The sequence below is a fragment of the Roseixanthobacter glucoisosaccharinicivorans genome, assembly GCF_043195095.2.
Lineage (GTDB): Bacteria > Pseudomonadota > Alphaproteobacteria > Rhizobiales > Xanthobacteraceae > NCEH01.
Genome location: NZ_CM195538.1, coordinates 868,862 through 882,414, shown reverse-complemented (window position 1 = coordinate 882,414; position 13,553 = coordinate 868,862). Strand labels below are relative to the sequence as shown.

The 13,553-nt window shown below is 64.6% G+C and carries 13 protein-coding genes; 5 read left to right on the top strand and 8 right to left on the bottom strand.

The window, feature by feature from the left end; all coding sequences use genetic code 11:
* Nucleotides 1-5: 5 nt before the first annotated feature.
* Entirely contained in the window at nt 6-449 is a 444-nt protein-coding gene (locus V5F78_RS03745; RefSeq protein WP_394066435.1) for a PPC domain-containing DNA-binding protein, read from the bottom strand.
* Nucleotides 450-759: 310 nt separating this feature from the next.
* Here V5F78_RS03745 and V5F78_RS03740 point away from each other — a divergent pair, with 310 nt between their 5' ends.
* Nucleotides 760-2,517 (top strand): thiamine pyrophosphate-dependent enzyme, encoded by a 1,758-nt coding sequence (locus V5F78_RS03740; protein WP_394066437.1) that lies wholly within the window; start codon nt 760-762, stop codon nt 2,515-2,517.
* A gap of 75 nt (nt 2,518-2,592) precedes the next feature.
* Here the strand turns inward: V5F78_RS03740 and V5F78_RS03735 are convergent, their stop codons facing one another.
* A complete protein-coding gene (locus tag V5F78_RS03735; RefSeq protein WP_394066439.1) occupies nt 2,593-3,708 on the bottom strand; it encodes a YihY/virulence factor BrkB family protein in 1,116 nt (371 codons plus the stop codon).
* 413 nt (nt 3,709-4,121) lie between these two features.
* Between V5F78_RS03735 and V5F78_RS03730 the strand changes: the two genes are divergently transcribed.
* From V5F78_RS03730 to V5F78_RS03720, 3 genes are all read left to right on the top strand, one after another.
* Nucleotides 4,122-4,589, top strand: a complete 468-nt coding sequence (locus V5F78_RS03730; RefSeq protein WP_394066441.1) for a DUF2231 domain-containing protein — start codon at nt 4,122-4,124, stop codon at nt 4,587-4,589.
* Nucleotides 4,586-5,938 carry a PQQ-dependent sugar dehydrogenase gene (locus V5F78_RS03725; RefSeq protein ID WP_394066443.1) on the top strand — a complete coding sequence of 451 codons (1,353 nt, stop codon included), beginning with the start codon at nt 4,586-4,588 and terminating at the stop codon, nt 5,936-5,938. Before V5F78_RS03730 ends, V5F78_RS03725 begins: the two co-directional genes overlap by 4 nt.
* A gap of 244 nt (nt 5,939-6,182) precedes the next feature.
* A complete protein-coding gene (locus V5F78_RS03720; RefSeq protein WP_394066445.1) occupies nt 6,183-7,454 on the top strand; it encodes a cation:proton antiporter in 1,272 nt (423 codons plus the stop codon).
* A 37-nt stretch (nt 7,455-7,491) separates the two neighbouring features.
* Here V5F78_RS03720 and pqqE read toward each other — a convergent pair whose 3' ends face one another.
* From pqqE to pqqA, 5 genes are read right to left on the bottom strand one after another with little or no spacing between them, the layout of a single operon-like run.
* Nucleotides 7,492-8,625 (bottom strand): pyrroloquinoline quinone biosynthesis protein PqqE, encoded by a 1,134-nt coding sequence (pqqE, locus tag V5F78_RS03715; protein ID WP_394066447.1) that lies wholly within the window; start codon nt 8,623-8,625, stop codon nt 7,492-7,494.
* Nucleotides 8,568-8,846, bottom strand: coding sequence for a pyrroloquinoline quinone biosynthesis peptide chaperone PqqD (pqqD, locus tag V5F78_RS03710; RefSeq protein WP_394066449.1), 279 nt, complete (start codon nt 8,844-8,846; stop codon nt 8,568-8,570). The genes pqqE and pqqD overlap by 58 nt, the downstream gene beginning before the upstream one ends.
* On the bottom strand, nt 8,843-9,553 hold the full coding sequence (gene pqqC / locus V5F78_RS03705; protein WP_394066451.1) for a pyrroloquinoline-quinone synthase PqqC: 711 nt from the start codon (nt 9,551-9,553) through the stop codon (nt 8,843-8,845). Before pqqC ends, pqqD begins: the two co-directional genes overlap by 4 nt.
* Nucleotides 9,550-10,434 (bottom strand): pyrroloquinoline quinone biosynthesis protein PqqB, encoded by an 885-nt coding sequence (gene pqqB / locus V5F78_RS03700; protein WP_394066453.1) that lies wholly within the window; start codon nt 10,432-10,434, stop codon nt 9,550-9,552. The genes pqqC and pqqB overlap by 4 nt, the downstream gene beginning before the upstream one ends.
* 11 nt (nt 10,435-10,445) lie before the next feature.
* Nucleotides 10,446-10,550 (bottom strand): pyrroloquinoline quinone precursor peptide PqqA, encoded by a 105-nt coding sequence (gene pqqA, locus V5F78_RS03695; protein WP_394066455.1) that lies wholly within the window; start codon nt 10,548-10,550, stop codon nt 10,446-10,448.
* Nucleotides 10,551-11,108: 558 nt separating this feature from the next.
* Here pqqA and katE point away from each other — a divergent pair.
* A complete protein-coding gene (katE, locus tag V5F78_RS03690) occupies nt 11,109-13,229 on the top strand; it encodes a catalase (RefSeq protein ID WP_394066457.1) in 2,121 nt (706 codons plus the stop codon).
* Nucleotides 13,230-13,282: 53 nt separating this feature from the next.
* On the opposite strand, the gene V5F78_RS03685 is transcribed toward katE, so the two are convergent.
* Nucleotides 13,283-13,546: a hypothetical protein gene (locus V5F78_RS03685; protein WP_394066459.1), complete on the bottom strand. Its 264-nt coding sequence runs from the start codon at nt 13,544-13,546 to the stop codon at nt 13,283-13,285.
* Nucleotides 13,547-13,553 lie beyond the last annotated feature (7 nt).

The following is a 13,553-nucleotide window of genomic DNA, read 5'->3' as shown; positions in this document are numbered from 1 at the left end:
ATGAGTCAGCCCTCCGGGCGGATCAGGGCCAGTCCTGTTTCAGGATCGTAGCGCTTGTGAAGATGGGCCGGCTGCTCGGTCACCACGATCTCGAGCGTGGGTCGCACCCGTGCCTTGGTGAGATGGCCGGCGCGGGCGCTGCCGTCGCGCCGGCCGAGAACGGCGTGGATGTGGATCGCCTGTTTGCCATCGGGGCCGAGGGCAATGTCGCCGGTGAGCGCGGCGACCTCCACCTGCTCGTCCACGCGATTGTGAAGGTAGCTCTTCGTGTCCCAGTCGAAATAGCTCACGACCGCTTCGCTAAAGGCACCGATGGCGGAAAATTGCGCAGCCGAAAGGCGCTGGTGCGTGGCGAAGGTGGAGAGGCATTCAATCACCTCATCCCCGGTCTCAAGCACCACCGCGAACGTGCGCTGGCCCGCGGTCTCGGCAAGAAGCTTGCTCTGCAAGATGATCTCCTTGAGTTCGTGGTCCCGTCGGAGGGTCTGCGCGCCTCTTGCGCGGGCGTGGATCGCCGGCAGCCGCCGATCGCCACGAGACGGATCGTTCTCCGGGAACACCCGGCTATCGGCTTGGTTCCAAAGCGGCCCGTCCGCGCCGCCGCCACGAAGCGCGTGCGGTCACAAGCACGGGCGTACCGCTGCGGCAGGAATGGAACGCATGCGCGGCGGGCGGAATTGGTTCGGCGAGCCGGTGAGGCGCACGCCGGTGGCAGTGCGCATTTGCGGGCGTCAGACCCCTATCTTCCGGAGAAGTTCCATGGCCAAGCCAACCGCCGCCGACATTCTCGTCGAGACCCTCATCGCCTGGAAGGTGGACACGATTTTCGGCATTCCCGGCGATGGCATCAACGGCATCATAGAGGCGCTGCGGGTCCGCCAGGACAAGATACGGTTCATTCAGGTGCGGCACGAAGAGGCCGCGGCCTTCGCCGCCTGCGCGTACGCCAAATGGACCGGAAAGCTCGGCGTCTGTATCGCCACCTCAGGGCCCGGCGGCATTCATCTGCTGAACGGTCTTTACGACGCCAAGCTCGATCACCAGCCGGTGCTCGCCATCACCGGCCTCCAGTTCCATGACCTGCTGCACACGTTCACGCAGCAGGACGTGGAACTCGATAAATTGTTCATGGACGTCGCGCTCTATAACGCCCGCGTCATGGGGCCGAACCACGTCCAGAATACCGTGGAGCTGGCCTGCCGCACCGCGCTGTCATCGCGGGGTGTCGCCCATGTCACGATCCCGGTGGACGTGCAGTCGCAACCGGTCGACGAAGGGCTGCGCTCCGAGCGCAACGTCCCCGATCACGTATCCGACCTGATGGTGGTCTCCGCCCAATTGCCCGGAGAGGAGCAACTGGCCCGCGCGGCTTCCCTCCTCAATGGCGGAAAGAAAACCGCGATTCTTGCCGGCCAGGGGGCCCTTGGCGCCGGCCCGCAACTCGCAGCGCTGGCCGAACGGCTCGGGGCGCCGATCATCAAAGCGCTGCTCGGCAAGGGCGCGCTCGCGGACGACAGCCCATATACGACGGGCGGCATCGGCCTGCTTGGAACCAAGCCGTCCCAGGAGGCCCTCGAAGACTGCGACACGCTCCTGATCGCCGGCAGCAGCTTTCCCTATATCGAATATTATCCAAAGCCCGGCCAGGCGCGCGCGGTTCAAATCGACCTCGACCCTCAGCGCATTGGGCTGCGCTATCCCGTGGAGGCCGGTCTGGTGGGCGACACCGCCAAGGTGATCGACGCCTTGCTGCCGCGGCTGAATTATCGCGAGGACCGCGGCTTCCTCGAACAGGCTCAGGCCGGCATGCGCGACTGGAACGCGCTCATGCAGGAGCGCGGCACCCGCCGGGACATGCCCATGAAGCCGCAGGTGGTGGCCCATGAACTCAATGCCCTGCTGCGCGACGATGTCATCGTCGCGACGGATTCCGGCACGATCACCACCTGGGCGGCCCGCCATCTGAGAATGCGCGGGGACATGAAATTCTCCTGCTCCGGCAATCTTGCGAGCATGGCCTGCGGCTTGCCGTATGCGATCGCGGCCGCAACGGCCTATCCCGACCGGCAGGTGGTCTGCTTCATTGGCGATGGCGGAATGACCATGCTGATGGGCGAACTGGCCACCTGCATGAAATATGGCCTGGACGTGAAGATTATCGTCATCAAGAACAATGCGCTTGGGCAGATCAAATGGGAGCAGATGGTCTTTCTCGGCAACCCGGAATACGTCTGCGACCTCCAGCCGATCGACTTTGCAACCGTCGCCAAGGGCTTCGGAATGAAAGCCTTCCGCATTGAAGATCCCGCCACATGCGCCGACACGCTGCGGGAGGCGATGGCGATGCCCGGGCCGGTGCTGATCGAGGCCGTGGTCGATCCCCACGAGCCGCCGATGCCGCCCAAAACCACCCTGAAGCAGGCGGCGCATCTGGCGGAATCGCTGGCCCGCGGCACGCCGGCCCGGGGGCGGATCGCCCTGACGCTCGCCTCCGACGTGGTCCGCGAAGTCATCTGACAAAGGGCGCCGCGCACACCCTCCCCGCGCGCCGGATATCGGGGCGCGGGGCGGCACGCCAAGGGAGCCGGACAGCTATTGTGCGGCCCCAAGCGTGTCGGCCATCTGCGCGCCTCTGGCGCCCATGGGCAAGGGCGGGCCGGTGGTGGTGTCGACCGCCGTCTGATGCTCGATCTCGGCATTAAGCTCGGCGCCGAGCAGAATGACGCTGATGGAGAGCCACATCCAGGTCATGAAGCCGACGACGGCGCCCAGGGATCCATAGGTTTCGTTGTAGGTGCCGAAGCGGCTGACATACCAGGAGAAGCCGGCCGAGACGATCAGCCAGAGAACGGCGGCGACCACACTGCCGAGGCTCACCCACTTCCAGCGCGCCCGCGACCGGCAGGGGCCGTACCGATAGATGACGGTGATGACCCCCGCGACGATGACGGCGAGTGCCGGCCAGCGCAGGAGTGAAATCAGCCATTCGGTTCCCGTTTCGAGATACACCACCTTCAGCAGCATGGGCAGCGCCACCACAGTGGCCGTCGCGATGCCGGCAAAGGCGATGGCCGTAAAGGTAAAGCCGAGGGTAAGCAGCGTGAGCGTGATGAACGATCTGCGCTCGTCTTCCTGATAGGCGACGTTGAGCGCCTCGATCATCGCCTTGGTGCCGGCGTTAGCGCTCCAAAGCGCGATAAGAAGGCTGAAGGCGAAGCCAAGGCTCAGGGTGGACGATCCCTGCGAAATCACCCGCAACGCCTGGTTCCGCATGACCTCGATGGCACCCGATGGGAGCACCCAGGACGCCGCTTCCAACTGCTCCTGAAGACCGGAGGGGTCCAGCACCAGGCCATACAGCGAGATTAAGGCGCTGATCGAGGGGAAGACCGCCAGCAGCGCGAAAAACGTCACCCCGGCCGCCACGCTGAGCACTCGGTCAGCGAAGAATGCCTTGACCGTCCGCAGACCGATATCACGCCAGCCCCGCAACGGAATCTGTGTCGGGAACGATGCCCCCCGCCCGCGGCCGGGTTCGCGCATCATGGCCTGGATCGCCTTCTCGCCATTCCGGTCGGCGGCGGCGCGCGCCCGACCCTTTGGGCTCATCGGGCCATTCCTCTGCCCCGGTACCAACAGGACGGCTCCGGCAATCGCAGCCCAGAACAGAACATTCCCAGCCAGTCGCCCCCAATGCGTCCGCTCCATCCCGCTCTCCCTCGCTGCCGTTACACAACAAGTGCGGCGTGCCAACGGTTTCGCATCTTCTTGGGGACGGAGCGATTTCTTGGCGCCAGCCCGGCGATCCGCGCCGCTGGATGCGGAATGCCGCGCGCCCGGGCTCCCATGGTGCCGCTCCCGCCAGGGTCAGTTTTCGAGGCCGGCGGGGGCGCGCGGGCGCCACCGGGCCAAGCGTGCACAAGATAACGTGACCCGTGGCGCATGAACATTTCGCCCTCCCTCGGATTGGGTTCCACGAGGGTCGTCCAGCACGACGGGCACAGACGATACGGCAGGTTCTCCCGGTCGAGCGAAGCCGCTGATCGCCCAGGCGCACACGCACGCCCACGACCGAACAGCCCTCGCAGGATCGCAACAAGCGGCAATAAGGAGCTTCCTCTATGCCCGGCGTTACCTCCATGCCGATGGACCATGCGCGCGCATTTCCCATCACCTCCCCACCCATCCACCCCTTCCTCGCCTGCATCCTGGCGACATGCTTCACAGGCGCGTTCCTCACCGATCTCGTCTATTGGCGCACCGCCGTGATGATATGGGCGGATTTTTCGGCCTGGATGATCACCGCCGGCGTGATCCTCGCGTGGCTGTTCGCCATCGCTGGGGTGGTCGAGCTGATCATGCGCCCGTCCGTGCGGCAGCGACCTTGGATCACGCCTTACGCGCTGGGCAGCCTCGCCGTGCTGCTGATCGCGACCTTCAACATGCTGATCCATTCGCGCGACACCTGGGCTTCCGTCGTGCCGACCGGCGTCGTGCTGTCGGGCCTGACGGTGCTCGCCCTGCTCGTCACGGCATGGTTTGCGGCCCTGATCATCTTTCCCCCTCGCCTGGGAGTAACCTACCAATGACCAGAAAATTCATTCCCAACGGCGCATGGGCGGGTCTCGCGCTCCTGTCCGCCGTAGCCCTCACGGGGGCGGTGCACGCACAGGAAAATGCCGACGCCCAGGCGCAGATCGGCCCGAACCCTCCCCTTCCGGAGCCGCAACGGGGCCTGCTTCCCACCATGCACCTCGCCGAGGTGATCGGCTGGAAAGAGGGCGAGACACCCACCGCGGCGGCGGGGCTGAAAGTTTCAGCTCTGGCCACCGGCCTTCAACATCCCCGCTCGCTCTATGTGCTGCCGAACGGCGATATTCTCGTCGTGCAATCCAAGGCGCCGGGGAGCGAGCCGATCAAGCGGCCCAAGGATCTGGTGATGGGCTGGGTCGAATCCTGGGTCACCTCCGGCGGCGACACGGGGGAGAGCAATCGCATCACCCTGCTGCGGGATACCAATGGGGACGGCAAGCCGGACACGCGGACGGTCTTCCTCGACCACCTGCACTCCCCGTTCGGGGTCGCGCTGGTCGGCAACGATCTTTATGTCGCCAATACCGACGCGATCGTGCGCTATCCCTACACAACGGGCGAAACCAAGATCACCGCCCCGGGCACGGTGCTGACCCAATTGCCCGGCGGCCCCATCGACCATCACTGGACCAAGAGCCTGGTCGCCAGCGCTGACGGCACACGCCTTTATGTGGGCGTCGGCTCCAACAGCAACATCACGGAAAACGGGATCGAGGCGGAGAAGAACCGCGCCGATATTCTCGAGGTGGACCGTGCCACCGGCCAGTGGCGCATTTTCGCGAGCGGCCTCCGCAATCCCAATGGCTTGAGCTTCGAACCGCAAACCGGTGCCCTCTGGGCGGTGGTGAACGAGCGCGACGAACTCGGGCCTGATCTGGTGCCGGACTATCTGACCTCGGTGAAGGACGGCGCGTTCTATGGCTGGCCCTACAGCTATTGGGGCCAACACGTCGATTCCCGCGTCAAGCCCCAGCGTCCGGACCTGGTGGAGAAGGCCATCATGCCCGATTATTCCCTCGGCTCCCACGTGGCGCCGCTCGGGCTCGCCTTCAATACGTCCGATGCCCTGCCACAGAAGTATCATGGCGGCGCCTTCGTGGGTGAACACGGAAGTTGGAACCGGCAGATTTTCCACGGCTACAAGGTGGTCTTCGTTCCGTTTTCCGGCGGGAAGCCCAGCGGCAAGGCCGAAGATGTGGTCACCGGCTTCCTCACCGCCGATGGCAAAGCGCACGGGCGGCCGGTCGGCCTCGCCATGGACAAGACCGGCGCATTGCTGATCGCCGACGACGTGGGCAATACCGTGTGGCGCGTCACCGCTAACACGGCCGCCGCCGGCCTCTGACGCACCCGCTTATCCGGCGTCCGAGCTGCAAGGGCGCAGGATCGCAGGTGGCTTATCCGGATCGAGACCCGTTCACGTGTCCCTCAGGATGCGCGAACGGGTCTCGATCCATTCTAACGATCCATGACCGGACTTCGACCCGACCGCTGCAGGCGGCGAGAAGTTCTCGACCCCTGGCATGTGCGGATCCGACAGCGAAGGGCGCAGGATCTCCTGTCTCGGTACCGGTTTGACGGGGGAACCCATGCTTTCCATATTCGAACTCCTGGCCGGCCTTCTCACGGTGACCGCCATCTTCGCGTGGCTCAACCATCAGCTTTTTCGGCTGCCGGAGACGATCGGCCTGTTGGTGATGGGCCTCGGCGCGTCGCTCTTGCTCATCGCCGTCGAATTTCTGTTTCCCCAAGCGCATCTCTACGCGGCCCTGACCAAGAACCTGCAACAGATCGACTTCTACGAAGCCGTCATGCATGGCATGCTGGCCTTCCTGCTGTTTGCAGGCGCGCTCCATGTGGATTTCGGCCGGTTGCGGCGGCGCGCCCTGGTGGTTGGCGCACTCGCGACGATCGGCGTCGCACTCTCCACCCTGATCATTGCTACTGGGCTCTGGCTCGGCACCCAGGCGCTCGGCACTCCGATCAGCTTTGCCTGGTCGCTGGTGTTCGGCGCATTGATCGCACCCACCGATCCCGTTGCCGTGCTCTCGACGCTGCGCTCTGTGAATGTTCCGGAAAAGCTCGAAACCGACATGGGCGGCGAAGCGCTTTTCAACGACGGCATCGCGGTCGTTCTGTTCACCCTCACGCTCCAGATGGCCACCGGCAGCGAAGGCGCCTCCGCCCCCTCCCACATCCTGAAATTGCTCGTGCTGGAAGCCGGCGGCGGGGCGCTGCTCGGCCTGGCCACGGGTTTCGTCGCGTATCGGGCGATGCGGGCGATCGACAATTATTCGATCGAGGTGATGATCTCGCTCGCGCTGGTCACCTCCACCTATGCGCTGGCCGACGCATTTCACATGAGCGGGCCCATCTCGGTGGTGGTGGCGGGCGTTCTCATGGGCAATCATGGCGCCGCCCATGCGATGAGCGATCGCACGAAGCGCTATGTGTTCGGCTTCTGGACCCTGGTGGACGACATCCTCAATGCGGTGCTATTTCTGCTGATCGGGCTGGAGGTGCTGGTGGTGGGCTTCGACCCGGCGCTGGTCTGGGTGGGGCTGATCGCGGTTCCCCTGGTGGTGGCGGCGCGCTTCATCTCCGTGGCGGTTTCCATCTCGCTGCTCGCCCGCTGGCAGAGCTTCGCGCGCGGCACGCTGGCCGTGCTCACCTGGGGCGGCGTGCGCGGCGGCATTTCGGTGGCGCTCGCCCTATCGCTGACCGGCACGCCCGCCCGATCGCCACTCCTCGCCGCCACCTATGCCGTGGTTCTGTTCACCATTCTGGTGCAAGGCCTCACCCTTGGATGGGTGGTGCGCAAGACTGTCCTGGACGAGAGCGAAACGCCCGATGGTCCGTGAACAGGAGACCCGCGATAAGACGCCGCCGAAACCGGCCTCATCTCCGATAATGGTATTCGTGAAATTCCTCGCCGATCTCGCGGGCGATGGCTTCATCCACTTTCGGCCGGTCGGGTGAATACCGGCAGATGGGGTCCGTCGCCTGGGGGCGGCCAGCGATTGCCATCGCTTGGCACCTGCACCCCCCGAAGTCCACCTCTTGCCTCGGGCAGGAGCGGCACGGCTCTTCCATCCATGACGTGCCACGAAAGGCATTGAAGGCCGGCGCGTCGCGCCAGATATCGGACAGGGAATGGTCGACGACCGACCAGAATTCCATGTCCGGCAGCGTCTCGGCGGCATGGCACGGCAGCGCCTTGCCGGAGGGCGTGATGTTCATGGTCCGGCGGCCCCAGCCGCCCATGCATGCCTTGGGATAGGAGGCATGATAATCGGGCAGCACATGATCGACGGCGATGACGCCGGCGAACCGCTCCCGCAGCGCCTCGGCGGCAACAATAGCGTCGCGCGCCGCGCCGGCGTCGGCCTGGAGCGCGGAGCGGTTGAGAAGTGCCCAGCCATAATATTGGGCGTGCGCCAGTTCCACCCGCCGGGCGCCCATCTCCACCGCCAATGTGATCATCGCCTCCAACTGGTCGAGATTGGCCCGGTGCAGCACGACATTGACCGTGAGCGGCAGGCCCGCCGCAACCACATGCGCGGCAATTTCGCGTTTGCGGGCAAAGGCGCCGTCATATCCGGCAATCGCGTCCGCGCGCGCAGCATCCGCCGCCTGCACCGAGAGCTGCACATGGTCGAGCCCGGCTTCGGACAATTGCGCGACACGCGCCGCGGTCAGGCCCACCGCCGAGGTGATGAGGTTGGAATAAAGGCCGAGCCGCGTGCACTGGGCGACCAGCGTCACGAGGTCGGGACGGGCCGCAGGTTCTCCACCCGACAGGTGGATATGCACCACGCCGAGGTCCGCCGCTTCCCCCAGCACCCGGCACCAGGCTTGCGTATCGAGCTCAGCCGCCTTTGGCGTCAGCGTTTGCGGGTTCGAGCAATAAGGGCAGCCGAGCGGGCAGCGGTGGGTCAGCTCGGCGAGAAGCCCGAGGGGCGGAGCGATATCGTTCACAGGTCCAACAGCCGTTTGTGGTGGAGCGCGCCGAGAAGCCGGCCCGCCTCGCACATGATGCGGGCGCGCTCTGCCCCGTGGCGGCTGGCAAGGACATCCACCAGCTCGGCGAAGGTGCGCGCGCCATCGCAGAGCTCCAGGATCTCGGCCGCGCTGCCGTTCGCCGCGAACACCGTTTCCGGCGCCAGAAGCAGCCATCCGCGATGGGCATCCTTGCGCAGGCGTACGCCGCGCGGCAGACGGGGGCGGGCCTCAGGGGCAAAGCTCATGTTCATGGCTGCCACGCTCCCGGCGGCGGCCGGTCCTCCACATAAGCCAGCCACAGCGCATCGAGCTGCGCCCACAGCACGTCGGTCTTGAAACGCAGGGCCGCGAGCGCTGCCGCCCGCTGCGCTTCGTCGGTGGCATGCTCCAGCACGTAATCCAGCGCGAATTCGGAATCGCGGCTTGCCTGGGGCGGGCGCGCCGTGAAATAGGCCAGCGCGCGCCCGTCGACGAAATCATAATGGCGCAGCATGCCTGCCACCCGCTCTTCGATGATCGCGGGAGAGAACAATTCGGTCAGGGAGGAAGCGATGGCCTCCAGGAGCGGGCGCGTCCGGCAGAAGGTGACATAGGCTTCCACCGCGAAGCGCGTCATCGGCAGGACGGCACGGGTGGAAACCACCAGGTCCCGGTCGAGGCCGAGCGCATCCGTCAAGGCCAGCCATCGGGAAATGCCGCCCGGATCCTCATCCGTTCCATCGTGGTCGCAGATGCGCCGGCGCCATTCGCGGCGTAGGGCCGGGTCGTCCATCTGCCCGAGCACGGCGGCATCCTTTATGGGGATCATGGATTGGTAGAAATAGCGATTGAGGGCCCAGGCCTGCACTTGCGCCTTGGTGCATTCGCCGGCGTGCAGCCTTCGGTGAAAGGGGTGGAGATGATGATAGCGCTCCGCCCCCACCGCGCGCAGATCCGCTTCGAATTGCTGCCGGTTCACGTCACGATCTCCATGCCGTCATGCGCAATCTCCCAGCCGGCAGCGCGCACTTGTTGATGCTCGGAGCTGCCTTCGATCAAGACGCGATTGCTGTTGTTGATGTGTACATAGATGCGCCGCCCGATATTCAGGCCGGCAAAGGCTCCCAGGGAGCCGTTTGGACCGGTCATCGGGATATGCCCCATCCGTCCCGCGCTCTTGCGGGAGAGCCCGAGGCGGATCATCTCGTCATCGGTAAAGGTGGTGCCGTCGAAGAACAGAATATCGACGCCCTCGCACGCGCTGCGCAACGCGTCCGTGATGGCCGCGCAATTGGGAACCATCAGGCAGGTTCGCGTACCGTGACGCAGGTGAAGCGCAATGGTACTTGCTTCCCCATCACTGCGACCCTCAAGATAGAGCGGTTCCTTTCCGGCAACCATGAGGGGGGTGACCTTAAGGCCGCAGATTTCAACTTCAGTCTCGGGGGAAAGAACGATACGAGTCACCACATCCCGGGCGAGCGCATCGAAAATCGGATTGTCGTCAAGAACGGCATGGGTTTGCGCCGTCGCATAAAGCGCGAATTTCTGTCCCTCTCGCAGGGACAACAGACCGGCGACGTGATCCACTTCACCGTTGGTAAGGATCACCGCCTGCACCGGCGAGGAACGCCCTTCGCCCTGCGGCGCCAGATCGGGCGTTGAGAGCATCTGCTGGCGTAAGTCCGGCGAGGCATTCACCAGCAGCCAGCGCGCACCATCTGCACTTACGGCAAAGCCGCACTGTGTGCGGACCCTGACCCTCTCATCTCCGGCACGGGCGCGGGCGCACACGTCGCAGCGGCAATTCCACTGCGGCACGCCGCCGCCCGCGGCCGTGCCCAAGAGCCGGATCCGCACCCGGTGCGACCTTATTCGTCGCGGTCGATCTCGGCGGATTCGTAGCTCGTGACTTCCATTCCAACCGAGGTTTCGAGCAGAACGGGGGTTTCCCAGATGTGTGCCTGTGCGTCCATGGTGAGTCTCCTGACTTTGAACATGGGGCTATTACGGCGTCCTGGTGCGATGGGGGATCCGCACGTCCGTCGTGAGAAGGCAACGCGCTGGCGGAGCGAGGGGTTCCTGATCCGCCGGAATTTCTCGCGGCCGCGCCTCCATGCGAAGCTCAGCCTCGCACCACGGCAATTGGGCGCCCCAACGTAATGCCCGCCTCGCTTTTGTTCACCATCGAACGAGGCAGCGGGACCCGGAAAGGACCCCGGCGTTGATGGGACGGCCTTGCGCCTCCTCATTCCAGTGGCTGCGGCAGCAGCCCTAATTCCACGAATGTCTTGTCGCCTCGATGAATATTTAAAAATGGCGAAATTTCTATTGCCAAGTTTGAATATCGGAACAGATCAACTCTCACATCGTTACTTGAGTCATCACGGAAAACGTCGCTGCGATGCGCGGCGCCACGTATTGCCGCGCGTTGCCGCACATATCGTCCGGTCACCTTGATCGGCGGGGCAGCACCGGCCCGCTGACCCCAGACACGCTTACAAGATTTAGCCACGCTTGATGGAGCACGCCAGATGGCCAGGAAAACGACGAAAGCAGCCTCCGACGAGCGGGTTGCCGCAGCAATCCACGACCAAACCTTGCTGCGCGGCAATGGGGGAGAATTGCACCAGATCGCGGAAGGCGATACGCCGACGCTCACGACCGCGCAAGGCGGCCCGGTCGCCGATGATCAGAACACACTGAAGGCCGGCGCGCGCGGCCCAAGTCTGATCGAAGACTTCCATTTCCGGGAGAAAATCTTCCATTTCGATCACGAGCGGATTCCCGAGCGGGTGGTGCATGCGCGCGGGTATGGCGCACACGGCTATTTCGAGACCTACGAATCCCTGGCCCAATACACCCGCGCCGACCTGTTCCAGCGCCCGGGCGAAAAGACGCCGGCGTTCGTGCGGTTTTCCACCGTCGCCGGCTCCAAGGGCTCCTCCGATCTCGCGCGCGACGTGCGCGGCTTTGCGGTGAAGATCTATACACAGGAGGGCAATTGGGATCTCGTCGGCAATAATATTCCGGTGTTCTTCATCCAGGATGCGATCAAGTTTCCGGACCTGATCCATTCGGTGAAAGCCGAGCCGGATCGCGCCTTCCCTCAGGCCCAGTCGGCCCATGACAATTTCTGGGACTTCATCTCGTTGACCCCAGAATCCATGCACATGATCATGTGGGTCATGTCGGACCGCGCGATCCCGCGCTCCTTCCGCTTCATGGAGGGGTTCGGCGTCCACACCTTCCGCTTCCTGAATGCGCAAGACGAATTCACCTTCGTCAAATTCATCTGGAAGCCGAAGCTCGGCCTGCAATCCGTGGTGTGGAACGAAGCGGTCAAAATCAACGGCGCGGACCCGGATTTCCATCGCCGCGACCTTTGGGATGCGATCCAATCGGGCAATTTCCCGGAATGGGAATTGTGCGTCCAATTGTTCGACCAGGCATTCGCCGACAGCTTCGACTTCGACGTGCTGGACCCGACCAAGCTCATTCCCGAGGAAATACTGAAGCCCATTCCGGTCGGCCGGCTGGTGCTTGACCGCATGCCGGACAATTTCTTCGCAGAGACCGAGCAGGTCGCGTTCATGACGCAGAACGTGCCCCCCGGCATCGATTTTTCCAACGATCCCCTGCTTCAGGGCCGCAACTTCTCCTATCTCGACACCCAGCTGAAGCGGCTCGGCAGTCCGAACTTCACGCACATCCCGGTCAATGCGCCGAAATGCCCGTTCGCGCACTTCCAGCAGGACGGACACATGGCGATGCGCAACCCGGTCGGCCGGGCGAATTACCAGCCGAACTCTTGGGGGGCCGGGCCACGGGAAAATCCCACGCGCGGGTTCCGCTCGTTCCGCGAGGAGATCGACGCGCCGAAGGTCCGCCTGCGGCCGGAAAGCTTTGCCGACCATTACAGCCAAGCGCGGCAGTTCTTCAACAGCCAGACGGCCATCGAGCAGAAGCATATCGCCATGGCGCTGACCTTCGAGCTCAGCAAATGCGACAACCCGCTTATCCGCGAGCGCATGGTGGCCCATCTGCTCAATATTGACGAGGCGCTGGGCGCCACAGTCGCCGACAAGCTGGGCATGAAGGAACTGCCCGAGCCGGCGGACGCGGCGATCACCCCGCGCGATGACCTTCCGGCCTCGCCCGCCCTCAGCATCATCCAGAACGGCCCGCCGAGCTTTGCCGGCCGCAAGGTCGGCGTGCTGGTCAGCAATGGCTGCGACGGCAAGATGCTGAAGAAGTTGAAAGCCGCGTTGGAGAAGGAGGGGGCCACCCTGGAAGTGGTCGCGCCGAAGGTGGGCGGCGTGGAGGCCGCCGATGGAACCGCACTTCCGGCAAAGCACATGATCGACGGCGGGCCGTCCGTGCTTTTCGATGCCGTGGTTCTCTTGCTTTCGGAAGAAGGCGCCGAACGTCTCGCAGGCGAGGCGGCGGCACGCGATTTCGTGGCGGATGCCTTCGCCCATTGCAAGTTCATCGGCTTCACCTCGGCGGCAATGCCGCTCCTCGCCAAAGCCGGCGTCGCGCCGGATGCCGACGAGGGGCTGATCGACCTGGATGGGTCGGGGGCCATGGCGAAGTTTATCGAAAGCTGCCGCACCTTGCGGCTTTGGGCCCGCGAGGCGGCCGTGAAGCTCTGAGAAGGATGAAGCGGGCGCGCGAGAAGCGGGCGGCCTGAGGCGCGCCCGTCTCGTCAGGGAAATGCGTCAGCGCTCAACGCCGTGCAGGTGGCAGCGGACCTGGCGCGGTCCGCAGCAGGGGAATCGACCGGCCCGGAGATCAGATCCCCGGGCATGACGATATCCGAAAGTCCGGCGATGCCGGGATCGCACCCGGCGCCGCGCTCGTGCCACTGAACCGCCTCTTGCCGCGTCCCCATGATGTCGGCGCGCGCCATCTGCGGGAGCGCGCCGAGGATGAGGAGGGCCAGAAGGCCGGTTGGGATCGTGACCTTCATCGGAACG

Coding starts and splice junctions, on each gene's coding strand:
- V5F78_RS03740 (WP_394066437.1), top strand. CDS start 760: ATGGCCAAGCCAACCGCCGCCGACATTCTCGTCGAGACCCTCATCGCC.
- V5F78_RS03735 (WP_394066439.1), bottom strand. CDS start 3,708: ATGGAGCGGACGCATTGGGGGCGACTGGCTGGGAATGTTCTGTTCTGG.
- V5F78_RS03730 (WP_394066441.1), top strand. CDS start 4,122: ATGCCCGGCGTTACCTCCATGCCGATGGACCATGCGCGCGCATTTCCC.
- V5F78_RS03725 (WP_394066443.1), top strand. CDS start 4,586: ATGACCAGAAAATTCATTCCCAACGGCGCATGGGCGGGTCTCGCGCTC.
- V5F78_RS03720 (WP_394066445.1), top strand. CDS start 6,183: ATGCTTTCCATATTCGAACTCCTGGCCGGCCTTCTCACGGTGACCGCC.
- pqqD (WP_394066449.1), bottom strand. CDS start 8,846: ATGAACATGAGCTTTGCCCCTGAGGCCCGCCCCCGTCTGCCGCGCGGC.
- pqqA (WP_394066455.1), bottom strand. CDS start 10,550: ATGGACGCACAGGCACACATCTGGGAAACCCCCGTTCTGCTCGAAACC.
- katE (WP_394066457.1), top strand. CDS start 11,109: ATGGCCAGGAAAACGACGAAAGCAGCCTCCGACGAGCGGGTTGCCGCA.
- V5F78_RS03685 (WP_394066459.1), bottom strand. CDS start 13,546: ATGAAGGTCACGATCCCAACCGGCCTTCTGGCCCTCCTCATCCTCGGC.